Consider the following 26,526-nt stretch of genomic DNA (forward strand, 5'->3'; position numbering starts at 1 on the left):
GTGCGCCCCTGATCACATCGTACAATCCGAATGCGCAGGACATCACAAAGGAAGAGACGGGCGCCAACACCGATACCGACCGGCAGGTCATTTACAACACCTACACCGAGTTGCTGAAGGGCGTTGAGGCCAAGGGCGGTTTGTCCAAAACCGAGGTGTACGAGGAAGCGGCCAAGGCTCTTTTCACCAATGAGCCGGCGAACATGAAGCTGCTGGTTGTCGTTTGCGCCACCCTGCACCTATGTCTACATAGACAAGTCTATACAGGACCACGGCCTGTTCCCCTAGAGGCCCTTCCGCTGCACAAACAGTGGGACAATCGCAAGCGCAGCGTTCGAACCAGCATCGGCTATAATGGCCAATATGCGCCGCATCTCGGATTTGTCGCTGGCCGCATGATCGGCCAATGGCTTCGCCAATGCGGCCGCGCGGTCGCCAAGATCTTCATATTGCCAGAATTTCGGATCGCGGCCATGCGTCTCGACAAGACGGGCGAGCCATCGCGTGTAGGTGGAAGCGCGTTCGTCCAACGACATCCGCTCAACCACACGCAGTGATAGCCACGCCGCTCGGCGGAGATGAAGCGTCCCTCGTTGCCAGGTGTCAATCCATTCCAGAAGATCTGCGAGATGCGGCCAACCGGGCGGGATCGGAGTCGACCAAGGACCCACGAACCCCGCAGCCTCCACGCAATTGTCGAGCGAATCGTAATTGGTTTGCCGAGATGGGACGGCGGTCGCAATGACCCATTCTGCCGCGGTCTTCCACGCGGACCAGAAGCGCGCGTCGGGCCTCCGCTCGCTGACAATCAGTTCGTGGACAATCGCCTCCATATAGTTGCCGACTAGGTCCCGGCCGTGATCTCTCTCTTCGAATCGGGTCAGGCTGCTCCAGAGCGCCCCATCACCATGGAAGGCCGCAAAGCGACCGACCTCGCGCGCCATCTTGTGCGCCCACTCGAAGGGATAGCGCCGGTCGTGCCGGCGCGACTCCTCGCCTTCCGAATAGTCCCGGGTCCATTCAACGAGGCCCTTCAAATAGGTCGCGAAGGCATCGCGCGCCGTTGTCTCGCTCGAAAGGCGACGCCAATCGAGACGGGTTAGAATTTCCGGGACGCGCCCCCAATCGAGCACGACCGGCGAGATCAGCCGAATGCGGCGCGGCGGAAGATACCATGCGCGACCGCGTATCCACTGAGGCTTGTAGGGTACTGGCGGAAGGTCTGGAGCTCGGTCCGCAGGACAGGGTCGCGCAGCGCGTTTGATGATCTTCAATCGCCTCCTAGCCATGCGCTTCGCGGCCTTTTCCTCGCTGCCCTTGAACCAGAAATGGCCGATGTCGATCACACAGACATCCAGCGCGGCAAAGGTCACCCGTCGAGCAAAATCCGGGTTGGCGTCCCAAAGAAGTCCATCGAGCACTGCCTTTTGAATGCCATGCAGCCGGTCGACCGCTAGTTCGAGTACGCGCCGCTCGATGGCGGCGTCGCGCTGGCGGCATGCATAGGCGGAGAGCCCCCATGCGCCGATATCCTGAGCATCAAAGCTGAGGAGCGCATTATCAACAGTAAAGCTTTCTTCTGCCAGCGATCGCGGATTCCCACAGCCCGCCAAAAGCCGCTTGCGAACCCATTCGAGCCGTCCATCGAGAAAAGCCGCGTCGGCCCTTGCGACGACAACGGCTGCAGCGCCAACAATGGCGAAGGAGGTCATTCTCCGGGCCAGTCCGAACCCGTCGTCATCGGTGTCTTCGGGCGGTTCGGCCATCACTTGATCAGCAAGTCCGATCGCCTCTTCAAGAGTCAAGGCTTCTTCGATACCTCCTCTCTCGCGTGAGTGGACCGCCCACATCGCCAACCGATTCACCTGTCCCATCTTGCGCCGGTTCTCTTCCGCCGCCTCGAGGACCTTGAGCTGCTCGGCCGGAGGATTGATATGGGCTTCTATGCGCTGCTCGGCCTCATTATAGCTGATCTTGACCTGATCCTTGTCGCTGTCGGAGAGGATGCGCGCGAACCGCTCCTCGTTCGCCGCGACCCAAGGTGAATCGGCAAGCTGTCGTTCGTCTTCGGCGAGATTCTCCAAACTCCACGCGGCGCGCAAGGCGTCGAACTCGGCTTGGGCGGCTTCGCCGGCTTTGAGACGGAAGGGAAGCATCAACGTGTGCGACATCGGCAACTGCACCTTATGCCGCTCGAATATCTCCTCGACTTGATCGAAGTGATGGTCACGCTCTGAGAAGCTGAAGCTTATCCGGTGCGTCGGTTGTTGGTCGTCGAAATGCTTCCGAATGTCATAGTTCCAGAAGCGGGGCGCCCCGAGAAAGGGCGCAGCGTGATCAATTGCACTCGGCGTGTTTACATGGGCCTTGAGAAGCGAAATGCACAGACCAGCCGTCGCCACCAGACCATTGGGCTGGACTGCTAGCCTGATAAGCTCCCCTACATCACGTCCGTTAGATGCTTGCCGATGCATCCATTCGTCGAGCGCGAGATGCATCGAACCCAAGACGTTCGATCCGAGTACGGCGCGAGACCAGCGGTAAACGGTCTCGTCGCCCCAGAGAGCGATGATATGCCCATCGATTTGGAGTTTCAGCGCAAGCGGTCGTTCCCCGTCGTGACAGCGGGCGTACCAGCGCCAGAAGACGGAGGCCCGCCGTTCGATCCGATGGAAAAGATCGAGCGCTAACACTTCGTCGGCCTCGAACAGCTCAAGGAAACCCGCGCGTGAAGGGCCGGGCGGGTAACAACTTTGGCTTTCAGGGAGCCCCGCACTATGAGCGTCGTACGAAGTAAATAGCTCGCGGCCGAGGATCGACTGAGTGTCACGCGAGCGGCGCCGAGGCGGCAGATAATGGCTAGCGCAAAGCTTAGCCCACGTGTCCGGAAACTTACCCGGCAGATAGCTAGGGGATTTCAGCAACTTGCGGCGCGGGCTGTCAAGGCGCCGATCGTTGGCCAGACGCGCGAGATAGGCTTCGACACCGCGTGCGTCCGACTGAGCACAGAATATTAGAGCCTCACGAAGTTTCTCCTCGATCAGCTTCCAAGCGTCGCGGTCCGGCAAATCGATCCCGAAGGGCTCACGTCTATCACTCCAGCCGAGCAAGTGACGGCATTCCTCGATCTCATCCAGCCAGGGGCGTACGATCTGTCCTATGGCCTGGCTGTGGGCGTTCGGGATCTTGAGCGTTGCGCGGCAGAAAACGCGCGCTGTCTCGGCAAGCTGAGGAACAAGACTCTTCGGCCAATTGGACCATTTCGGCAGCGACCAACGGAGGAAGGGAACCCAGCTCCGCCGCACGGGCTGCTTGCCATAGCTTGCGATCGCGTAGCGTTGGCTTTCGGTAAAGTGGGCAAGGTGCGGCGAGTGCAGGAGCGTTTCGTCCAGCCGTGTCTCAGATACGAGCAGCGTGTCAAGAAGACGGCGGATCAGCCGGAAGTCATCGGCTTCGAGGGCGGGACCGAGGTCGGTGAGGATTGCGCCACAGGCTTCGGTGTAGAGCGGCGCGACGAGCCACGCCCTACCCCAGGCAGGATCTATTGAGGTGTCGGCTTCGAGTGCCGCATACACTTCGCGCCAACGGACATAGTGGCCTTGCTCAAGACACAGTTGCCCGAGGAGCCTCACCGCTCGAAGCCACCACAATGGCTCGCCGCTCTCACGCAACCGCTCGCCGAGCCGATCGCAGTCCGGAAGCAGGCCACGGGCGACGAGCCAATCCTCGTGTACATCAAAGGCAAGAGTGAGTGCATCGGAGCGCGGGTCTGAAACCAGCGTGCCGTCGCTTATGAGGCAGAGCGCTCCTTCCGGGTCGAAGGCGGCGCTCCCAGGTGCGCGCGCCGGATGTTCGACGAGCCAGCGCCCCATCTGCGACAGAGCCTTGGTCCGACAAGCCGTCAGGCGGGCATCATTCTGCTCTGCATTGGCCCATTTTCCGGCCAGATCCATTTCGGTGATACGCCCCTCCGGCGGTACGTCGAGTTTTAAAAGCTCGCGAAGAAGAAAGAGCCGGCGGTTCTGTTGGGCAAGATCATCCCGTCTGAGTAAAGATGCAAAAGCCGGGAATGCTTTGGCCACAGCCTCACAATCCTCCTCGTCTATCGCATCAATCGGCAGGCTCGCCGACTTCCCGATCCCCGCGTCATTGAGCGCGGCGAGCACTAGGTCCCGATCCTGGTACGCGCGAGCGGAAGTAATCATCCTCCAGTTGCCGGCATCCAGATGACGTGCTGCGAGCGAAAGCAGGTCCGTCACGACCCCGCGCCGTTCCGAGAGCAGGAGCCGGTCCGCCCCGTCGATTAGGATCAGCAGATTGCCGCCACGTCCGAGGCGCTCGAACAGCTTTGTAGGCGTCTCGACAATCCCGAGCTGCACCAAATATTCGGCGAGCGAGCCGGCCCGAACCCTATTATCCTTCAGAACGAAAAGCGGCCCCAAATGCTCACGTGCCAGGCGCTTCAGGATCGCCGACTTACCACCTCCGCCCTCGCCGGTGACGCGGAGGATGTTCTGCTCGGCAAGACAGACCGATGCGCGCGCAACCAGATCCGACCGGGGCAGTTGGAGACTTTCACTGCCGCGGCGCAAGCGGTCCTCGATTGACCCCAAGGCGGAATGGGCGGCTTCGGCAACACGTTCGAGATCGACGGCGCCTGCTGCGAGCTCAGGGTAGAATTGACGGATGACCGATGGATGCTTTGCCACCAAGGCCTTGAGAGCACTCCAACCAAGAATATCTACCTCGAACTTGCCGGCGGCAACCCGCGCGGCGGAGACAGTTCGGGCATGCTCCTGAAGCCCCACATCGACCTCGGCCGTCGTTGCAAAATACCATTTCCCGAGGATTGGTGCGAACGTCTCTGCCTTGGCGAGTTCGCTGTCGAACTCGGCCTTGGTAGCCTTTCCGCCAAAGCCTTGGTCCTTGCCCTTGCACTGAACACCGAAATAAGCACCCGGTCTCCATTCGGGCGTGCCGTACACGTCGACACCGTGCTGCGGTTGGCCGGTCCGGCCGTTCTTCTGCGCGGTCGGATCCTTCCATACTTCCGCGAACAAGGCGCAGGTCAGGTCCTCGAAGGTCTGCCACTTGCTTGGCGCATTGATCTGTGAGTCAAGAATATCCACGAGCGCCGCCCTGGCATAGAGAAAGATAGTCGCCAATTATGCGGGCAAAGCAAGGTCTGCGCCAGCGGAGGCTATCTCACTTCCATTTACATATTGGCCGCCGCAGAAGCTAACCTGCAATCCGCGAGACCGTCCGCGGACCGCGCTGTTTGAGCCGATGTGGATGTGTGCCACGATTCGCCTTCCGTGTCCGGCTTGTAGGAGCAACTTCTCAGCTTCCCCGATCCAGATGCGCGACCGATGCATGCGCGTCGCCGGCCGCCGCTTCTACCCGCAACTCCAGCTCATGCGCCTCAGCGACGCCAACCCCGATCAGATTGCCCAACGCGCGGTCGATCGGCCCCGCGCGGGATGCGCCCGAATCAGCAGGTCCGGTTGTTCGGCGAAGGCGGGGTCGAACCAGCGCACGACGCGACCGCTGATGCCAGCGGTGATCCACAGGCCCGCCGTGTGGGTGCGATCGAACCAGGCCGCCACGGCATCGAGGACAAAGTCGAGGTGCCGCCCGCGGCGCAACGAGGAGCAGCTTCATAGTGCAAAGCGCCACGAACACCGTCGGGCCGCCCCGCAGCAGGGGGCGCATTGTGGCTAGCAGCGGGTCCACGCGGTCGACGAGTAATGGCGGGAGATAGCTATATTTCCCGTTGAATGGATCGTGAGTATTGAGGAGCATCTTCGCGATGATCCGCCACTTTCCATGTCGATCCGCGAGCTGGCCGGATCGCCGGCATATTCCCACCGCTTGAGCGCGATCACCCGCTCCACCAGCTTGGTGCGCAGATCGGCAGGCCGAGAAGCGGTACGCTGGGGATCATTGAAATAGAGCGCGTCGGCCGCATGCATGACCGTCTGCGCGACCTCGCAGAAGGGCTCGTCTGGCAAATCGGTCACGAGCATCAGATCGGGATCGAACGACATAGGCGTGCCGTCGAGTAGCCGCTCGGCGAACAGCGCATAATAGTGCAGGTTCCAGTCGTGGGGATCGCGGTCGATCTCGGTATCAACCGACAGCCCCAACCCGTTCATCCGCGCGGTCCAGTCAGCATAGGCCGCGACCACCTCCTGCCGCCAGCCGATCGATCCCTTAGGCGCGGCCTGGATCATCGCCAGCCACTGCGCCGCAGCCGCGCTGTCGACGTGGACGATCTCGATCGCCTCGTCTTCGTCGAACTGTGCCGGTGGGACTGGTCCAGGAACGCGAATGCGCGAGCCGCGGCGCAGATGGGGACGCTCCTTGGGCCATGTCGGCCATACAGATTCGGCGCCGCCATCCAGCCAGTCCACCTCGGCCGAGACCGCTGCATCGATCGCTGCGGCCCGCTCCGCTTCGAAACGCGCATGTTCGGCCCCGTCCTCCTGATAGCTCTTCCAGCGCCAAGTCATGCTTGCGAAGGCCATGCGCATCGCCGCTTTGAAGAGCCTGGGCTCGATCTCGAGGATCCGCCCGAGGCCGGCGGAAAAGGTCGTGATCAGCCTCGTCGAGCGCGATCTGAGAGCATCGGTATCACTGTCGTCGGGGAGATCGCCCTCTGCATACTCGACCGCATCGCGTGCCGTTGAGGCGGTGGCGTGTTCGCCTTCTCCAGCCATAGCCAGACTGATGCGCGCCTCGATTTCGGTCGATCGGAGGAATTCGCCCCGCTTCTCCTTCATCGCTGCAAAATGAGCGGCCTCATCCGCGGGCGGCTGATAAACCAGCTTACCCTCCCCGATGTCTGTCCAGTTCGACCGCTGAAGCATGTTGTTGGCACAGCGTGCGATGAACCGCGCATCGCCCCAGTTCGAATAAGGTTCATAGGGCTCCAAGTTCTCGATCGCGGCGCCCAGCTGCTCACGCAGACGGTTCGCAATGGCATCGTCGCCCATATAATTGGGCACGATGTCAAGCAAGGACGCACCCCGTGACGGGCGGGCTTTATCTAATTATCTGCCCCATCCACAGCGGAGCTTGGCCGCCTGCCATCCGCCCGAACAGGCTTCGGCTCTTGTTTTTTGGATACGTCTACTTGCAAGCCAATACGCCGCTCGCGGTCTCGCACTCGCGGGCGACGCTGTTCCCGCGCGCTAACGCGACAGCAGTCTCGCAAACGCGCGACGCGCTGGTTTCGACGGCAATCACCGGGGCGCCGGCGGGACCGAGGAAGCGGCCTCCGCAATGGCCAGAGATGTCGCTGCCAATATGAACGGTGGCTTCAGTGGGAGGTGCGCAGGCGACGGCCAAGGCGCCGAAATTTCTCCTGTCATTGCGCGCCAAGCCAGATTTGCCCTCGACTACTTCGGCCACCAAGGCGTCGACCAGATCGTGCCCCTCTACTTTGGCGACGCGCTCGACGGTGGTCAGCCCGTGCTGGTCGCCGGCTCCTGCCGGCACGGCGTCGCTCGAAACCACCCGTGAACAGACCTCTGCCGCAATCTCCGCAACGACCGGCCGCTTCGCCTCCGCCAATCACGATGCCTTGGTCGAGGGCGAAAGCGGCCAGAGCCGGTCTTCTACTTCGTGGATTGCATCTCCAGCTAGCATGGTGCCGCGAGCCATCCGCCTTGGACCTCGCCGGGAAGCCAGGTTCCCCCGGTGCCGCTTATCTTCTGCAACGCGAAGCGCGCCGGGTTCACGGCGGGTGGCACCTCGTCCAACTCCTGGGCGTGGTGGAACGAACGCCATTGAAAGATCGCCCGCCGGCGCACCACGCCCTCGATCAGCTCGAGCGGGTCAACAAGCTCGATCACCGCAGCCTCCGGGCCGGCCGCGAAGAGGTGCACCGGGACCGATTTACCATCAGGTTTCAGCACCAGGATGCCGAAAGAGGACTGGTTCGCCGGCATGTTCGGGCTGACGACCACGTCGAAACGCAAAGTGACGAGGGCGTGTTTCTTCGGGCCTTCCGTTGAAAGGACCAGTTGCAACTGGTCGTCCGGTGCCAGCGCCGGTCCAACCGATTCTAGCGACTCCTTCAGCAACGCGCAGTCAACCTTCATCGCATGGAAGGCGGTCGGGCCAGCGCCAGTCAGATAAAACCTGCCCCATTTGCCGGCCGCCACGGCATTATCGATGGCGACCTCCTTGCTGCCAAGGGGCGTGCCAGCGATCTGGCCGGCGCGGTGGCGCTCCACCGTCATCACCACCAACTCGCCGTCATAGGTGAGCCGGCCGTTGTCCGCCTCAAACTTCTTCGTCACTTCGGCGCCGACGGTCGCGGGCCGAAGCGCTAGGGCCAGTTCGAGCCGTTGATCCGGCCGGACGTCGGCGAGGTCGGCAGCAAAGACGAAGTCCTCGCCAGGTACCGCCGGTGATCCCTCGCGCGCCAGCTTGGCGAGGCCCTGGAGTTGATCGTTGTACTCGGGATCGTCGAAGCGGAAAAAGAGGGGGGCCTCCACTCCTGGGACCGCCATTCCAACGCCAGCGCTCAGCAACTCGAACCGGATCTGGCGCAGCAGGCTACCCTCGTTGTTCGGGCGCGCATAAGCAAGCGTGATTTCCAGCACCGCCGGCGTCGCGGGAGCGACGGCGCGCAACGCATCACGAGCGCTCTGCTCAAGGCCGGTACCCCCGGCACTGCCGCGGAAGTCGACAAGGCTGATGGTCCGACTTTCGCCCGAAAGCGATTTTTCAGCATGCTTCCAAGCATAGCGATCGGCGCCGACGATGATCGCCGCGCTCTTCACCGTCCATGTGACGTTGTCCTCGGCGCCGAACACGTCGTCGACCACGACCTTGACCTCGCCGTCCCACTCCGGCGTTGCAACGCCGGCCTTCGGCGAATCGAGCACCAGCCGCATGGCGAATTTCGAGCGCGGGCGGCGATCGAGACCAACAGGGAATGCGCTTGCACCAAAAGGCGCCGCGCGCGGTCCATGCACTATGACCGTCGGATTGCGCGAAAGGTGGAACGGGCCAGTCTCCTGCGAGCTAGCACGGGCGCGATCGTTACGGGCGAGAACAGGGGGACGTGGTTGGCGCATGCTGAGGGGTGTCTGCGCGGCGTCAAGCAGCCATTGGCGGTCATCGCGGCCCTCGACCACCGTGATCAGGCCGGTTCGCGTGGACGCTAGGGCGCCGGGGCGCGACGATATTCGACTGGTCGTCACGATTGCCGGGGCGAAGGACTGCGAAGTGCCGCTCCCCTGATCCGGTCCGCGTGAAGCGGCAGGCATAGCGTCAGCGTGATGGGCAGGGACCAGCGAACCAGGAAGTTGCGCGCCGTACTGCTCAGGCAAGGCGAAGGTGATCTCCGGGCCGGCTACGCTGAAAGGACGGAATGCCGGCCGGTAACGGTCGGTGATCCAATAGGCCGATGCGCGGTTCGAGCCCGGTGCATCGCCCAGAGTAGCACCGTTGCCACCTAGGAGCGACCAAGCCATCGCTACGCCAGTTGCGGTCAGCCCGAAATCGGCTTCGTCCTCGCCGTAGGTCCAAGCCGGCTCGGAGGTGAATAGCCGCGGCTCCGCTACCAGTGGCGAATAACCCGCTATAGTGCGCGGGTCACCGGCCGCGCGCGCAATTTTCTCGCGCTGCTGCTGCACCGGCATGTCAGTCCCCGCAATAGGTTGCGGCGAGATCGTCCTCCGCGTCGCCGGCCGACCGCTGCGGACGATTCTCGCCTCGTCGGACTGCACGCCACGCTCGTCGATGAAAATCGCAACCAGACCCGTGGCGGCCCAGGGCGCAAGCCGCTCCAGGCTCATGCGCCCCCAGTCGGCGGCGTGTGCCCGAATGGTTTCGAGCTGTTTGCTCGATGCACTCTCGCGCTCCTCGACGACGACGCTCTGGTTGTCGCCGTCGCGAGAGCGGGCTACGAGGCGCAGCAAGACCGCGGCCGGCCGCGGGGCGACGGCAGCCGACGGTGCCACCCCCGGCCCCGCAACCAGGTCGCGAATGAGACGTTTGCGGAAGCGACGCATCGCCAGCGTGTACAGGTCGACATCGACTCTGGTTATGTCGGTCAGCGGGTGCTTTGCCGGGTCCAGTTGCGGCGGAAAGAGATCGTCGCCGGAAATGCCGCCAAACGGGCGGAAGCCGACCACAGCCGGTTCCGTGCTCCGCGCGGAGGCATCCAGCAGTGCAGAGAGATGCATCGCGGTAGCGGCGCCCGGCAGATCCCAGGCTGGTTGCCAGACCGCGTGCTCCTGGCGGAGCACGACGGCCTGGAACACCGGACGGTGGCTGTCCTTGTCCCCGTCGCGCGCCAGCAGCGACGCGGCGGCAGAATGTTCCGCTCGGCCGCTCGCATCCCCAAGACGGGTTACCAACCGGCCGGCTAAGACGTGTTCGAGTTGGGGGAGGCCGCGGGCCTCGATGCCGTCGGTCGCGGACTGAAGGATTTTGGTGTCGGCTGCGACTTGCGTCGCCAGCATCGCCACGACTTCCGGCGTTTTGCTCCAAGGCAAACCGCCCTCCTTTTCGAGGCAAAAGCCGATCGCCGGAACGGAAGCAAGGATCAAAGGCCCAGCCAGCGGCCTCGCATCGGTCGAGCCGAAACCCAGAAGCAGGTGGGCCGACAGATCAACGGCCATGAAGCGCGCCGGCTTCGCCTTGATCGCAGCCAGCAACCGATCCGCCAGCGGTCCGGCAATGCCCCCGGGGCCGCTTGCTGCCACATGCAGGAAATGCGGCACCGCGGCGTAATCGGTCAGCGGCGAGCCTGCCTGACCGACAAGCGGCGAGAAGCCGGTGTCGAGCTTCTGAATGTCGGCCGGCTTCTTGCTACCGGGGGTCGCGAGTGTCGCCAAGCGATCGCTGAAGGCCGCTTGCGGCAGTAGCCGGACAACTTGATGCGCCTGCCAGGTCCAGGTCTCTCCGACTGTCTCGAAGCTATGCGCGACAGCGGCAGTGACCATAAAGCCACCGCGCTCATCGGCGAGGAGGGGGTCGCCGCGGAAAGTAATGACGGCCTTGTGACTGATGCGGCCGGCAGCATCTGGCCGCAGCGTTGCCTGCTCGAAATCACCCGACGCGATCACGGACAGCTGTGGCCAGGAGAAGGCGTTCGCGACTGCAAAAGAGCCGAAAAGCCGGTATTTCGGTGTGGTCTCACCGGAGCGTCTCTGACGTACCAACTGCAGACTGGCGAGCTGCTCGACATTGCTGGACCAGGTCGAGAGCTCAAACCGCGACTGCTCCTCCAGACCGACCAGTTGGATCGACGGCAGCTTCTTCAATGCAGCCGTTTTCGTATCGACGCGGAGGGTTGCGAAGAATGCACCCGTTGCTTCAGCTACGGCGAAGCCGTCAAGCAACAGGGGCCGGAGTTCTTCGTTCGTCGGATGTTTGAGCCGCCAGCGGAATGCGAAATGATCCGCGTCGAAGGCAACGACCGCACGCATCTTGTCCGCGTCAGACACGTCCGAATCCGCATCCGCGATGTCCGACTCGATATCGAACTTAATACCGGTCGGCCCGGCTAATTGGGTGTCCGCAGGCGCATTCGGCGCCTCTGGCGCCAGGAGATCGTGAGTGAGCGTTGCCAAGAGCTGCGCATCAGGCTGGCCGACCCGAGATTTGAACCGCAACTTCGCGCTATGAGCAGGCTGACCGTCCTGCCCCGCTTCGGCTCGACCAATTGCCAAGTCGAAACGATCGGTGTCGATGGCACCGAAGGGCGTGTCGCCCGCCTTCGCGCCCGTCAGCGTCGCCTCCAGCAGCCGACCCTCGACGCTCGACCATTTGAGCGTGAGCGGCACCGAGAAGACTGCTCCAGCAAAACCGAAGCTGAATTGTGCGGCTATGTCCTTACCCTTTTCAGGCAGAACCTTGATCGTGAGGGTTGGGACGAAGCCGCTCGCGGTCTGCGGCTCGACAAGCGGCCAGACAATGTCCGCGCCCCGGAGTTGCGGCATCAGATTGCCGGCGGAGTCGGCCGTGAGGGTCAGCGTCGCCGTTCCGCCTGCGCACGGCAGCACGGGCGGAGCGCCGACGGGGAGCAGCAGCCGACCGCGGATCGTTACCGTGATGGGATCGACCGTGAGCCCTGTAAGCACCAGTGGTTGGAAGACCATGCCGTCGATGACAACTGTCTCGGCGGGCGCGTCAGGATTGGCGAGCGTCCAACGGAAACCTGCAAACGCGTCGTTGTCGAGGCTGCCGCCGTTGAGACGGGTGGCATGGTCGTCAGCATAAGTCGCGAGGAAGGAAGTCGACCCGGCGCCGACGGGCACGTCCGCGCACCAGAAGGACAGACCCGTGCCAAGGACCTTCATGGGCTGCACCAGCGTCAGCAGGTCGTGGGCCTTCTTCAAGGCACGATTCGTCACCCGCCTGATGATGGGTCCGTTGGCCGCGGGCCGGTCTGTGCGCACCGCCTCTATGCCATGCTGGTCAGCAAAGGCTCTGCCCTGCGACCGCAGCGCGGCTGTACCATGGCGCACCTGGACCTTGTCGGCGCCGCGCAAAAATGTCCCCGAGATGCCGACAAGATCGCCGTCCTGCGGAAGGCCCGCAAACATCATCGAGCTGGGCTCGACCCCAGTCACCCCTTCGAGAGACCATCGACCAATCTGGGTGACAGCATTGGCTTGCCCCCCCTCCTCCCGCACGACATCGACGCTGAAATCGAACTGCACATCCGCTATGGTGTAGGTGGTTTCCCCAAAGACGCCGGCGAGGCTCGGTTTGCCAGCATTGATCGCCAGCATGTCGCGCCGGTCGAGCGCGGCAAGGCCGGCCTTGCGGCTCAGTTCGGTCCAGACAAGATCGTACCCGTTGGTCACCCTGTCGCCATAAGGCGCATTGTCCGTTCGCGGCGTGAACAGCGCCAGCGGAGGAGCCGCCTCCTTGCCGGGTTCCGGCTTGGTCGGCGCGACCGACAATGCGTGGAACTGGTCGCGCAGTGCGATGTCGTGACGCGCCACGGCGGTCACGGCGCCGGCCACAGGATAGGTTGACCACTGGCCGGCCGCTAGGCCTGGCGTACCCTTCTGGCCGGGGAAAAGCGTCAGCGATGGCAGCGTCGTGACTGCCATGCCGATCTCCTCGCGCCACCGCCATTCGGCCATCGGCCATCCGCCGGCTGCTCTGTCTCCCGGTGGGCGCCGGAACTCGCCCGCGCCGACCGAATCCTTCATCGTGGGGTCGAGCGCGATCGTCGGACGGGCCATGTCGAGCCCGCCGGCTCTGCATGCGTACGTAAGCGTCGTGCCTTTCCTTGCGTACACGAACGGGGCAAGGGAGGGCGTTTCAGCCGGCCTGTTCCGGGCTTTGCCCGCGGCCGCCAGCGGCATTGTCTGCACCGTCGGCATGCTTGCGTGCCGGACCCAGATCCAGGGGGCGTCGAGTTCTGTCGACGCCGGCATGAACAGCGACCAGGAAAGGTCCGCGTCGACCCGAGTCCGCCGAGCGCCTTGGTTCCCCGCGCCCATGATGCTGTTCTCAAGTTGGAGCTTGGCGAGCACTACCGAGAAACGCGGTGCACCTTTCGTAGCCAGGAGATCCCTCTCAAGCTTGCTCAGGCTGTAAGGCGAAACCGCCCTCAATCCGCCCGTGACAAGCGCTCGCTCGGCATGATCGGGCAACAATCGCTCCGGTGTCTGCCGGAAGGGCGTCAGTGGAACGACCCCGTCGAAGCTAACCGCGAAGTCGCGCAGGTCAATCTTGGCAGCCGTGAAACTGGCGCCGTTCTCAGCGAGCAGTTGCAGAGTTGCCGATAGGCTGCCTTGCCTGGGCTCGCCCATGGCAAACGACCAGTTTCGCTGCTTTGGGCTGTAACCGGGATCGCCAGGGCGATTCCCGAACATGATCGCGCCGGAAATGCCGTCCCCGGCCTCGTTCGCGGGAGGCAGCGGCTCCACCGACGACACGTTGTCACCAATGAGCCGGCTCAAAATGCCCGGCGTGGCATTCGGCAGCGGCCAGTGCAACCAACCCTCGTCAAGGGGGGTGAAGGCCCACAGCATCGGCAATGCCGCCGCTTTGCCGGTCGTTTGAATGGGCCGAGGCAACCCCATGGCCTGACGTAGACCATCGGCAGTCTCGATCATCGGTACGCTGAGGTCGACACGACCAAGCAGCTTGCCCATGTCGTCCAGCGTATCGACCGAGATCGTTTCGGTTTGCGGCCTGTCGCCAACCGGCTCCGCATAGGTATAAGACGCGACCAGCACGCTCTTGCCGGCAGGAAGCTTGCGCTCGGTCTCGATCGTGAAGCTCTTGCCGCCGGCGCCTTTGGTGACGACGAATGCCTCGGGCTCAATCGTCAGCGTGGACAGCGGTGCGTCAGCAAGTGGGCGGTCTGCCAGGCGGACGAGAAGACCCGCGCCGTCGATGATGACAACATCCCGTTTTGGCCGGTGCAGCAGGATAGACGGCTCTTCCTTCTTCCCGTCGTATTCGAGCGGCCAGAAGAAGTCTTCCGCTGAGAGCCGCGCGTTCGGCCGGATGTCGAGCCAACGCGGGGCCGCATCGTGCTGGCCGGCACTTCGCATCAGCAACTCCAGCCGGGCAATGACGTCGCTCCATGCCCGACGGCCGCTGGCATTGTCGTCCTCGGCATCGAACCAGGGCCGAAGCACCGGCGCCGGGGCGATATCCACCGCCTTGCCGTCGACGATCGCGCGATCCTTCTCCGGATCGAGCCACCGGAAGGTGACCTTGAACCAACCCGAGATGGAATCCGCACCCATCCACGGCACATCGATCGCACCGGCGACCGCGAAGCCGTCGGGAAGGAGAACAATAGTGTCCCCTGGAGCGATTTCGCCGGACGGAGCGGAAAGTCCTAACGCCTTGCGTGATTTCTCCAGATATGCGCTGCCGGGCTTGAAACGCACCTGACCATGGATGAGCTGCATCGCAGGCAGGTGCTGGTCGGTGACGGCATCGACCTCTTTGGTCTTGCCGCTATTGTCCTCCTTGAACGTCTTTTCGGGTCTGGGTTGAGGATCTCCGAACGGTGCCACAAGCAGCGTTGCCGGGCCTTCCACCACCGTTCCGTTCACAACGGGAAAATCGTTCGGATCGAACTTGATGAGCTGGCCGCTCTCATTGATGCCAGCCGGGTCGATCGACCGGATCGCCAACAGGCTCATCCGCGATTCCCAGAACTCGAACTTGCCGGCATCACCCTTTGGCTCCGGGCTTACCTGCAGGAACGACTTCAAATGCACGCTGAGCAGCGTGGGATAATGCGGTTTCGCGAGCTGCGGATTCGCTTTCCCGCCGTCGGCGACTTCGGCAAGAGCCCGAAGGCCGCGCAGCGCCGGTACCTTGTCCGGCCAGACAGTCGCCTTTGGACTTTCATGAACCTGGAAGCCGAACGACCAGAATGGGCCATAGACTCGGATGGCGGGCAAGCGTGTCGCCACCCATTTGCGCGAACCGTCCTGATCGGTCTCCGGTGCACCCTTCGTCGTACGCCGCGGCGTGAAATGCGCTGGCATGAGGGCGCGATAGGCGAGGATCTTGCTCATGAATTTGCCTCCCCGCGCCAGGGCACTCGCGCCTCGTTGCCACGTTCGGCAAAGACCTGCGGCTCGCGCATGGCCGTCGGCCGATAGGCCTGGCCGACGAGCCTGCCGATTGCCTCGCCCAACCTTTGCTTGCCCGGCGCATGTGCGGGACGGTCGTAAAGCCTGGTCCATTCCGCATCCACGATTTCGACCGTGAGTTCGGACGAATATTGCCTGACCAGCGCGACCTTCCAGCTCGTCTCAGACACGATGTCGCCGACGACCTTCTGCCAACTGCCGACGCCGTCCTTGACCACACGTTCGAATATCTCGAAGCCAAGCTTGAGCAACTGTTTGACAATGTCGCTCTCATTCGCAACGCCGCGGACAAGCACGGTTGCAAACGCGGCCTGCTCGATGAATTCGAGCAGTCCGTTGTTCGCCCCCGGGCTCGCCAGCGCATCCCATGACGCAAGCGCGGCCGCGTGGCGTCGGTCGGTGTCCAACAACAGCCGCAGCCCGATCGCCAGATCGATCTCGCCGGCCGGTGCCTGTGCCGAAAGGGAAGCCGGATCGAGCGCCGGGCGGAACGCCCAGCGCGGCGCCGCCAGTGGGCTCGCGAGCCCAAGCGTAATCGCGTCGGAGACCTCGTCGCGCTTGGGAATGATCAGCCGGATCGCAAGCGGCGTCAGCCTGGCAAGTGCGCCCGACTTCGGCAACTCGTTCACCGCGATCACCTTGTCGAACTCGGGCCCGACGAGCTTTTCGATTTCCGCCAGCGGCGGCAACGAGTCGAAATCCTCACTGACCGCGGCGGCGAAAGCCGGACGGATATCGATCTTCGCAAACAGGCCGCGGCTCCAGTTCGATCCCTGCACCCGGTTGATATCGGCCCCGGCCGTCTCGAAGTCCGAACTCAGCGCAGTGATCTTGAAGGCCTTTGCCCAGGGCGGAACTATACCTTCTTCTCCGGCGGGCGGCCGTGTGAGCGGCACCACCTGGGCGATCGGCGCGAAGGTTTGTCCGGGAGCCAGGTCGGCGATGGTCAGTCGGGCGCCGGCGTCAGGCAGCAGTCCGGCCGGGGCGCCCTGCGCGCGAACGACGAGTTCATGGGCGAAGGGGCCGGCGCGCAATTCCGCGGACAGGCTCTCGGCATAGCGCGGCAACCGCGCCCTCACCCTGTACCCCGATGGCCGCATCAAACCGATGACGGCCTGCTTCAATTGCTCGGGCAAGGCGATCTGCGCCGACCAGTCGACGAAACGGTCTGCGCGAGCCTTCCGCATGTCGTCGGTCCACACAGCCTCCCATCCGGTCGGCGTCCAGAACAGGTTCCAATTGAGCGGGCTGCTTGCGGCCGGCAGGTCGTCACTATGCTCGGGTCCGAGCGGCGTCAGCGTGTCGGGATCGCCGAACGGAACGACGACGGAATGGCCTTGCGTCATCAGGCGGCGCGCCGCTGTCGCCTCTACGGTCACGGTCTGGCGGTAGTAGAATGGCTCAGCGGCATCCTGGTAGCGCGTCGCGCCCCAGCGCGCTGTCGGCGCTACAAAAAGCAATGTCTCGTCGTGCTCACTCAGATCCGGCGGTTGCGGCCAGGCGTCCCAGTCACCCTCCACGGTTGCTGCCCGCGAAACGGCTACGCCATCGAGCAGCGGGTCGCCGTTGGCGAAACTGGTATCCTTCAGCAGCCTTATGTAATCGGGCTCCGCGAATTCCCTCTGGTAGCGCCGGCGCAGATCGCCAAACTCCAGCTTGGCTGCAACCTCGGTGTTGCTCTCCGCAAGTCGAAGCTCTGAATGCGCGACGACGATCTCATTGAAGGGGCGTCCATCCGCTGCCCGCAGCGAACGCGCCGAAAGGATTACCGGTGGCTCCAACGCGCGCACGCGCGGAAGGAACACATCCCTGCGGGCCGCTGCCGCGGGAAGCGGCGGCTCCAAATCAAGTGCCTCTTCCTTGGCCTTGTCTTTGTCTTCCCAGGCCGCCTTGCGCTCGATCGCTTTCACCAGGCGATCGTAGCGGCCTTCCCATGTGACGGAGTAGCTTCGCGCGGTGGCCCATTCTTCCTTGACGAAGCGCGTTAGGCGCAGCCTGCCCTGACCATCCGCCGAGATTTGCACGGGCTCGACCGATTTTGGCTGCGTCGCCGCCATCGCCAGCGCCAGCCCGTCGCCTGCAATCGCCTCGGCACCGCGCCGGTCGATTAGGCTCTGTATCGGCGCGGTGGCAAACAATCGCGCACCCCAAATCCGGTAGGAATCGAAAAGTCCGTTGTTTGCCAACAACTCGCCTGTGAGTCGCTCGATCGCCTTGTCGCGTGCGTCGGGGGCATCGTCGCCGGGAGCCGGCCGCGCAAAGGCTTCGACAAGATAGGCGATCCAGGCCTTGTAGCGGTCCAGGGAATACCCGGGCGGGACGTCCGCCTCTCGCTGTTCCTGCTTGCCAGGCAGCGGTTCGAAGCGGCCGAACGGCGTCAGGTCGAGGCGGTTCGGAAGCTTGCCGAACACAAACCGGGCTGCCGGCACCTTGGCGAGCATGCTGGTCTCGCGTGGTCCGGAGCTGATCTTGAAGAACTCACGCAACAGCTGCCGGAAGCCCTTGCCCTTGCCCATGAACTCGCGGACGAGCAGGGTCTCGTCCGGCTTGAACAGCGTCGCGTCAAGCTCCTGGTCGCGGTCGCCGCTGATTGGCGGGCGGTCCACGCCTGCAAAGACAACATTGACCTGGCCCTTGAGCGTCAGCTTGCCTTCGGCCTTGGCCTCTCCGACGCGGATGATGTCGTAGTGTGCGATCTGCCAGGGGACCGGACGCAAAGAGACCTGCACGATGGCAAGACCGACATCGGCGGCTCGGGCCGAATCCGTCCCAGCGCGATAGGCCTGCGGGTGCTGGATAGGCAATTCGGTCATAACATGCCTCCCCGCGACCTTCCTGAGCCGATCCAGCGCCCCGAGGAGTTCGGCGGGCGCGTCGGAAGCCGCCTCGTCGAAGAGGGCTAGCAGGCGCTTGCGAGCGTCGCCTAGCCGGTGGAGCACTTCGCCTTGGTCGACGAGTATTCCGGTGACCGGTTCGCGCAACGCGAACGCCGCAGCCAGGCCCAGCGCCGTCAGGCCCGCCCAGCCATAGGGGTCGATCAGGTCACTGTTGGCATCGAGCCACTTGACCGGATCAGCGATGGCCGTCGGCGGGCCGAGCGCGACTTCCACCTGGAGTGCAGCGGTTAAGCCGTCTTCGAGATCGTGCAGACGTGCGAACAGCAGCGCAAGGTATGGGTGGACCGGTGCGCGTGCGAAGGCCTCGCCAAGGTCGAGCAGTTTGCCGAGCTTTGGATGTTTCACTAGTTCAGCACGCTGCGCAGGGGTCAGTTTGTCGGGCCAGTCGAGCTCGCTATCCGCCCAGGAATAAGTGCCCGGCCAGCGATCGAGCATGTCTTCGGCAGCGACGCCCTCCGTCTGGAGATGAGCGCGCGTGCGTGCGAAGACCGGGTATTGCGCTTCCCAGTTCTGCGTATCCGCCATCGTCGTGGGATGCAGCCGCGCCCGCGCGGCGTCGGTCGGCACGATGCGACGCAACGGCTTCGGCCGCCGGCTCAGCGCGGCAAGATCGAAATTGATGAGACCATCGAGGATGGTTTCATACACGGAGTAGGCTGCGACCGCGGCCAGCGGCATCGCGACATCACCCGCCTCCCCGGCCGGCATAGCATTCCAGGTCACCGTGACGGCGCGCTCGCGTCCAGGCTTCGGAACGAACCTGATTTCCCCGCCGTCGCCGACTACCGGCACATGCAGAAGGTCTGCGTCCGCCCCCAGATCGCGCTGGGCGACAACGGCGACCTTCGGATCGCTCGCAACGACAGCCGGCCATTCGAAATAGGGCACCGGCCGCGGGTTCGTTTCTGCGCGAATGGACATGGCAAGCCGCACGGGCGACAGCCCCGAGACGGGCACCTCCCGCAATGACTTGGCATCTTGTTTCACGGCGTCCGCATGCGTGACGGCACGCAGGAACAGGCGCCATGATCGGCCGCCATTCTTGTCCGCCGAAAGACGCCGGAAGAAGCCATCCGCCGCCTGATAGAGCACAGAACCCGGCAGTAGACGCCGGCCCTTGTGATCGAAATAGGGGGCAGCCGTTGCGCCACTCTTGGGCGGAACGAAGTTGAAAGCGAGGATCTTCTCGGCCGGCGGCAGGTCATCTACCCCCTCGACAAGATTGTCATCGGGGTCGGTTGGCTCCGTCTCGACCGGTGCTTCGACGCAGGTGAACGGGGCGTCCTTCTTGCCCAGGACCAGTGGAACGATGATGTCGCCTTCGATCAGCGCCTGGCCTGTCGTGCTCATCAGGCCGCGCTCGGTGACGTCGATCGCTTCCTCCGGATACGCGCCGAGCGGCACGTCGGCGAGCGATCTGAGGATCAATTGCCAGCCCACGGTGCGGGCGATGCCCGTCGCCTGCGGCAGCATCGGCTGCCGCCAGCGCATCGAGGCGGTCCACGCCGCTTCGGCGTAGCGCAGGTCCAGATGCGCGTCGTCGGCCGGCAGCGGCGTCATGACCGGCGTAAGCTCGAGCGTGAAGGAGAACGGTGCGCCGCGCGTGCCTGCCTGGCTGATGGGCGTGACCGTCGCGATGAGAGTCCGGCCGGCGGCCGCCGCCTCGACCGGCAGAATTTCCTCGCGAGCGACGCTGTAGCCGTAGCGGACCAGCCGAACGTCCTCGGCGTTCGTTTCCGACAGGACATCGCACGGCTTCGACGTTACCGCATGGATGCATCGCTGCGTGTTGAAGTCGAGGATCTGAATCTCGTATGTGCGCAGGAAGTCCTCGATTTCCCCACTCGATCCGTCTGCAAGCTGCTTGCCCACCACGGGTGGGGTGCCGCCCCAGTCGAGTCTCCAGGCGAGTGCGACGATCTCCTCGTCGAAATAGCCGGCCGCCTCGTGCACGACAGGCGGGTTAAGTGCAAAATCGATACAGGCAGCTTCGGCGGCGGGCTTGAGCGCGTGCGTTTCCATATCGGATATATGAGAGGCGATCTCGAGGATGGGATGGGCCCGATCGCGCCTGGCGAGCCAGTCCGGCATTTCCTTCGCCTTAACGCAGATCAAAACGCCGAGGTCGAAGAGGGTGGGCCTGCCCTCTCCAAGCGATGGGGTCTCCGGCAAGCTGTCTAGCCCGGTCTTGTTGAAGCGGGTCGTGCGAGCGATGCGCGTGAGGTCATCGTAGAAGCCCTGCAGCAACAGGCTCTGATTGGCCAGCGCCTGTTCATTGAGGTACTTCTGATCCTTCCGGCCATTCGCCGGCCCCTCGTCACCTCCTTCCGCACTGGCGAACAAGCTGCGACTGCCGACATCGCGCATCTCGATCGAGGCTAGGACCGCGCGGTCGAACGCGTTCCCCTTGTCTAGCATGCGGCGAGGTCCACGAGCGGCATTGTTCGGGTCGAAGACGCGCGCATCGTGCAGGCGTGTGCCAGCGGCGATCTTTCCGGGGGTAGTAAGCCGCGGCCGGACTGTCGGCCAGTTAAGCGGAAATTCCTCGGCTTCTTGCTGAGAGAGGTCGGAAAGGTCAGGCACATAGCAACCGGCAATCAGTTGCTCAAGCGTGAGATCACGCCCTTCACCCTCCGCCTCGAGACGAATCGAAGCTGAGGGCCTTACCTCCAGTTTGGTTCGCTTCGAGGCCTTGGCCCAACTCCCCCTCTTGGCCACGAACACCTGCTCGATGTTGACGTCGGGCATCACCAGCGTTGCATAACCGTGCCAGCCCTCGTCAGAGTCTTCTTCGAATTTCGTCGGATAGAACCGCTCCCCGTTAGGGCCGGGCATGATCCAGGCGAAGAACAACTTGTCGCCATCGCTCGCCCGGTTCTCACCGACGATTTGGGCGGTCACGAAGCAATCCGGCGGCAGCTCAGGCTCCACGGCCTCCGGCGACACGGCAGCAACGCCAAGCAGCGGACCACCCGCCTTGGCGAAGGCCGTATCAAAGCGGCCTCCGCCAAGCCCGTCGTCGATGCCAGGCATCGCCGGCGGCGCCTTGCCCGGCTCGAGGAAGGAACCGGCATATTGGGAGAGCACGCTCTTCGCCTGCTCCACTGCGCCTTTGTTGACGCCGACGTCGATCTTGATGGCGAGCGAACGGCCGAACACGCCGATGATGAACTGGGCGCGGCCGCGGAAGCCGAGCTCACCATTTCCGGCCCATCCGATTTCGCCAAGCACCGACAGCTGCAGGCTGAAGGAGAACGAGATGTCGATGCTGATCTTGAAAAACCTAAAATTGAGTCGCAGCCAGGCGCGCACCAGGAAACGCACCGCAATATCCAGCCCAATCGCGCCGTAGATGTTGGACTCGAGAGGTTTGCGCAGATTGGCGCCGATCAGGAGGCGGGTCGCATATTGGACGCGCACTTGCGCCTCGACGCGCACGCCGACGAAGCCGAAGTCCACGCCGCCGCCCAGGTTCAGTTCGCCATACGCGCTGAAATAGTAGCCATAGATCAGCAGGTCACGCTCGATGCGGATCAGGATGCCGGCGCGGCAGCCGACGCGCATCGGGCCAACGGTCAGGTCGAAGCAGAGCCGGTCGGGCCAGCCGAGTTCGGCATGCACCAGCCCCGGCTCGATCAGCAGCGTCGATTCGAAATAGGATTTTTCGAGCGCGAGCTTGAGGGGATACGGGATCGGCTGGTTCGGATCCTCACCGAGATAGGGATCCTGGTTCTTGCGCACATGCGCGAGCAGGCGATTCTGCGGTGCCGAAAAGGCGAAGAAGCCTGACGCCAGCGGGCGCTCCCGCATGTTCTCGGCGTTTCGGAAGAAATCGTCGACGCTAACGGGGAACCAGAGCTTGGCCGCCGCCACCAAGGTGAAGTCGGAGCGATAGGCTGCGAAGATCTGGGTAAAGATCGTACGGATCTTGCGCTCGGCCTTTTCATTGTATTCGAAAGGCGAAGAGTTGGCGGAGCCGAGCGACAGCACGGCCTCGAGAGCAATCGTCCAGCGGCGACCTCTCGTCTCCGGCTTCCAGGAATCGATGCGCGCCAGGGTCTTGTGCTTGCCGACCTCGCGCAGCATCGCATTGATGAGCGCCGACAGCTCTTTGTGCTTCTCCAGTTCGAGGATGAGGGGCAAGGTGTAGCGGTAGCCGAAGCCGAGACCGACCTGGCGCAGATAGATCGGTAGTGCACCGCCCACAAGATAGCCGATCTTCGCCGCCTCGATGGCGATGAACCATGCCCGCAGCCAAGGCTGATCCGGCGTTTCGCGCACGCGCACGAAGGCAAAGGCGGCGGAAAGTTCCGGAAAGCCGGGGATCTGCACAGTGCCCTCGCCGGCGAAGCCGTCGAGCACGTCGCTCTTATAGGTGTCGACGCGTCCTCCGATACGGAAGCCCTCGGAGGTTGAAATATCGACCCGCAGCCCGTCAAAGTAGACCTGCGGCACCGAGGAATCGGGCTTGGGCAGGCCGATATACATCGCGTGGAAGTCGATCTCGGCGCGGATCACGTCGCCCGTATCGGCGAACTCGACCTGGCCGCCGATGATGATGGCCGCGGTCGGCGCACTGAACTTCGGGAATTTCGGATGGAAGCCGATCGAGCGGATCTCCATGCGGAAGACCCCGAAGACCTTGAATACGATCGGCCGTTTGAGCTCGATCGACAGGCTGATGTGCTCGGCAAACTCGTCCGTCAGCGGCACACGAACGAAATCCAGTCGCGCCGATTTCAGGTTCTCAAGAAGCCCGCTGGTGAACTCATTCGACTGCGGCGTGAATTGCGCCGATCCGGTCAGCTCGAAGAAGAAGTGACGCTCACCGCCGTCAGGCGCGCTCCGGTAGGCAAGGCCGAGTTGCTGGATCTCGAACTTGAAGCGAGTGCCACGCGAGAATATCGGCTTGTCCTTGTCGCCGAGTTGCGCATCGAGACTGTCTATATCGATGCGTCCGTCATTCCCCTGCTTGAAGGCGATCGCAATCTTGACCGGCGCCTCGTCCAGCAGCTCGGGCAGTACGCCCGAGCCCGACACCGAGAGATAGTCGAGCCGGCTTGAGCGGATGCGAAGCGTCGCCTGCTCGAGGATAAACGGGTTCTTCAGGCCCTTCACCCGCAACGCGTTCGAGATCAGATTGCCGGTCGCGTCGAGCCCGCCCGGTCCGAGCACGAACTCGGTTATCCAGAAGTTCAAGCTCCCCCGGCCGAGCCCGGTGTAGCGCAACACGATCCAGCGATCCGCGGGCAGCGCAAGGACGAACCGGCCGCCCTTGATCGACAGGGTCAGCACGTCGATGGTTTCGAGGTCGTCTCCCTCCTCCTTCCGGGCAAGTGCGGTCATCCGCAAGCCAAGAAGCGGACGTTCCTCGCTAAAGTCGTAGGCGGTTGCCTTTTCCGGCAGCGGCGCTTCGGCCGTCCATGCGGGCGGGTTGCCCCCCTGCTTCGGCAGGCGGAACTTGAGCGAGGCGCCGTCGGCCATGCTCAGCGAAAGGTCCCGCAGGTCGAAACGGAACGTGACGGCGCCCGACGCGGTGAAGGCATCGAGCGCGAAAGTCAGGCTCGTCTTTAACAGGACCACCCGGTCGTCCTGCTCGTCTATGCAGATCTCATCGATCGTGAACGAGACCTTCTGCCCAGCGTCTCCGGCATCGCCGAACATCTTGAATAGCGCATTGGTCGCCGCGATCCTGGCCGACAATCGCCAGCTGTCCTTGCCGAAGCGCGGGGTCTCGAAAGCGTCGAAATCGAGCGCGGCGGGCGGCAGCGGCGCCGGCTTCGTGCCGGGACAGCCACGATCGGTGCCCGGCACGTTCGGCAGGTTCGTTGGGATCAGCGAGCGGATCGGCGCCGCCTCCGCAGGCAGCACTTCGAGGAAGCGGGGCGCCCGGCCTCGACGCCAACCGACCGTGCGGACGGCCAGCTCGCCCGCCTGGGCGCGTCCAAGACCAATAGCTAGGAACGGCTCGGCCGACTCCCCGGGCTGCGTTTCCACCACGTCGCGTTCATCCCCCGCGTAACCCGACTGCCTGAGCGAGAAGCCAATGCGCGCGCGCGCCAATGGCGGGACCGGCTGCTCCTGCGGGGCTTGCGGCGTTCCATCGAAAAGCAATAGATGGCTCGCCGAATGGCTGCCGTCCGGCTCGGCACGCAGCACGATCGACTGGGTGCGGGGACGCGCCATTTCGAGCGAGATCGCGGGCAGATCGAGCGTGAGCGGATCGGCGAAGCTGCCCACGAGATAAGTCCCAGGGGAAGCGAACGGCACGTTGAAGGCGATATCCTTAGCGCCTTTAATTTCCAGGCACTTGTCCTCCGATGCGGCTGGAGCGCCAGTGTCCGGCGCACCGTCCGTGCCGCCGGCAACCGGCCGCCAGTCGAGCCTGATCTGCTGCGAGCCGCTGCCTTGCGTGGCGATCTCCAGGCCGAAATCCGTCATCTCCTCAGGGGCGCCGACGGCCCCGGCCGCTTCACGCCCGAGAAGATCATGGGCGAGCGCCTTGAGCAGGCGACGGCCATTCATGCGCCAGAGCAGGAACGCGCGCTCGCCGCTGCGGAACTCGCCGTCGTGGAAGGTAAGGCCATATTCGTTGACGCCAGAGGCGGGTGGTGGGGCAAGGAGGTCGTCGGCAAAACTCAAGGCGGGGACCGGCCTGCTTAGCCACCGGTCAAAGGGATTTTCGCTGGCCGGACGCTTCGCATCGACAAGGAACTCAGGCGCATCTCCCGGCGTCAGGGCTGCGCTGACGAGCGTCGTGTCGCGAAGGAGCAGCCGCACATCAGTGCGATAGAGACCTTCGCTCTCGTCTCCGGTGAAGCGGCTGGTCACTTTTAGCCCGCCAATCTCGAGCAGAGCCTCGAAGCAGGCATACCGTTTGCCACCACCGACGTTGCTGAGGAAAAGTCCCAGACGAAGATACCAGCATTCCGCCTCAAGCCCGAGCAGGTCGAATGGCAGCGAAAAGCCGTAGGGCTGCCAAGGCGGAATCGCGTCCGCTTCCGGATACTGGGCTTCGAAGAAACGCACCTCGATCGTGTAGATCCCGGTGGCTTCCACATAGCGCAGGACTACCTGTCCGCGCGGCGCGGTGACCGCCTCCCCCTGCCAGGTGACGTAGAAACCTTCCGCAGAAGCGTCGACCACCAGTCCCTGGCCCGCCGCCTTACGCAGATGCAGATGTGTGGACACGACACCGACGCCGAGTGGCAGGTCGATCGACAATGGGAGGTCGACATCCCATTGCGGCAGGCGCGGCAGCGGGACCTCCGGGAGTTGCGCCCAGTCAAAGTCGAGTAGCCCGGAGAACCAGGCAAGTAGGCCCTCCATTTTCAGTGGCATCAGATCCGGCCACTCGAACCAGGACAACGGCACCCATTTGGTGGCGAGGCCAATCGATGGAAGGTCGAGTCGGACCTGAAAATTTGGCAGAGCGAGGTCGAGATCGTTGGGCACGACGACCGAAAGGCCGACGCACACCTCGATCGTGGCCTCTACATTCACTTCGACCGGACGCTCAGGCTCCTCCCAACTTTCGGTCGCCCGCCCGTCGATTTCCCAGCAAGCGATCAAGGCGAAGCTCGGATGGTCGGACGTCCAGTCTCCACCCGGTGCTCGCGGCCGCAACACCACCTTCAGGGAACTCAGGTTGGCATTCGCGTTGAAGCTGGCGCCGGCAATGCCGTTCGCGTCGATGCGTTCGCCGAATTTCTTGCCATCGACAGTATCGTTCAGGTCGACGGTCAGTGTGTAGGTGCGATCGAGCCCGTCGTAGCTGAAAGAGACAGCGCTCAATCCATCCGCGTCGCTCAGGGAAACCGCCAGTTCCCTGCCAACCGGCGCGCCGCCGGTCGTGGCCGTCATGGCGAAAATCAGGCGCGAGGCTCCGGTCGAATCGTCGAGCCCAATCGACAGTTTCGACGCCACCGCATCGAACTCGACATTCGTCTGGAAAAGCTCGACGCCCACTTACTCTCCCTTCCCGGCTTCCTCGAAAAGCCGTGCATCGCCGCGCCGGTCGTTCT

General features: G+C 63.6%; 6 protein-coding genes. All 6 read right to left on the reverse strand.

From position 1 onward, the window contains the following. Positions 1-284: 284 nt before the first annotated feature. Complete coding sequence (locus NKI50_RS27230) at positions 285-5,129, reverse strand: P-loop NTPase family protein (RefSeq protein WP_352718129.1); 4,845 nt, start codon at positions 5,127-5,129, stop codon at positions 285-287. A 312-nt stretch (positions 5,130-5,441) separates the two neighbouring features. Further along, entirely contained in the window at positions 5,442-5,645 is a 204-nt protein-coding gene (locus NKI50_RS27235; RefSeq protein ID WP_352718131.1) for a hypothetical protein, read from the reverse strand. A 72-nt stretch (positions 5,646-5,717) separates the two neighbouring features. Further along, a complete protein-coding gene (locus tag NKI50_RS27240; RefSeq protein ID WP_352718133.1) occupies positions 5,718-7,019 on the reverse strand; it encodes a hypothetical protein in 1,302 nt (433 codons plus the stop codon). Positions 7,020-7,131: 112 nt separating this feature from the next. Continuing rightward, entirely contained in the window at positions 7,132-7,575 is a 444-nt protein-coding gene (locus NKI50_RS27245) for a hypothetical protein (RefSeq protein ID WP_352718135.1), read from the reverse strand. 68 nt (positions 7,576-7,643) lie between these two features. Further along, the gene (locus tag NKI50_RS27250) at positions 7,644-15,527 is read right to left on the reverse strand and encodes a hypothetical protein (protein ID WP_352718137.1); all 7,884 of its coding nucleotides are present in this window, start codon (positions 15,525-15,527) and stop codon (positions 7,644-7,646) included. After that, positions 15,524-26,470, reverse strand: coding sequence for a hypothetical protein (locus NKI50_RS27255; protein WP_352718139.1), 10,947 nt, complete (start codon positions 26,468-26,470; stop codon positions 15,524-15,526). Before NKI50_RS27255 ends, NKI50_RS27250 begins: the two co-directional genes overlap by 4 nt. Positions 26,471-26,526: the final 56 nt, after the last annotated feature.

Origin of the sequence: Mesorhizobium sp. M0563 (assembly GCF_040321065.1) — a bacterium.
GTDB lineage: Bacteria > Pseudomonadota > Alphaproteobacteria > Rhizobiales > Rhizobiaceae > Mesorhizobium.

Excerpts from the sequence above, each read along its gene's own strand:
- NKI50_RS27250 (WP_352718137.1), bottom strand. The coding sequence starts at position 15,527 with ATGAGCAAGATCCTCGCCTATCGCGCCCTCATGCCAGCGCATTTCACG.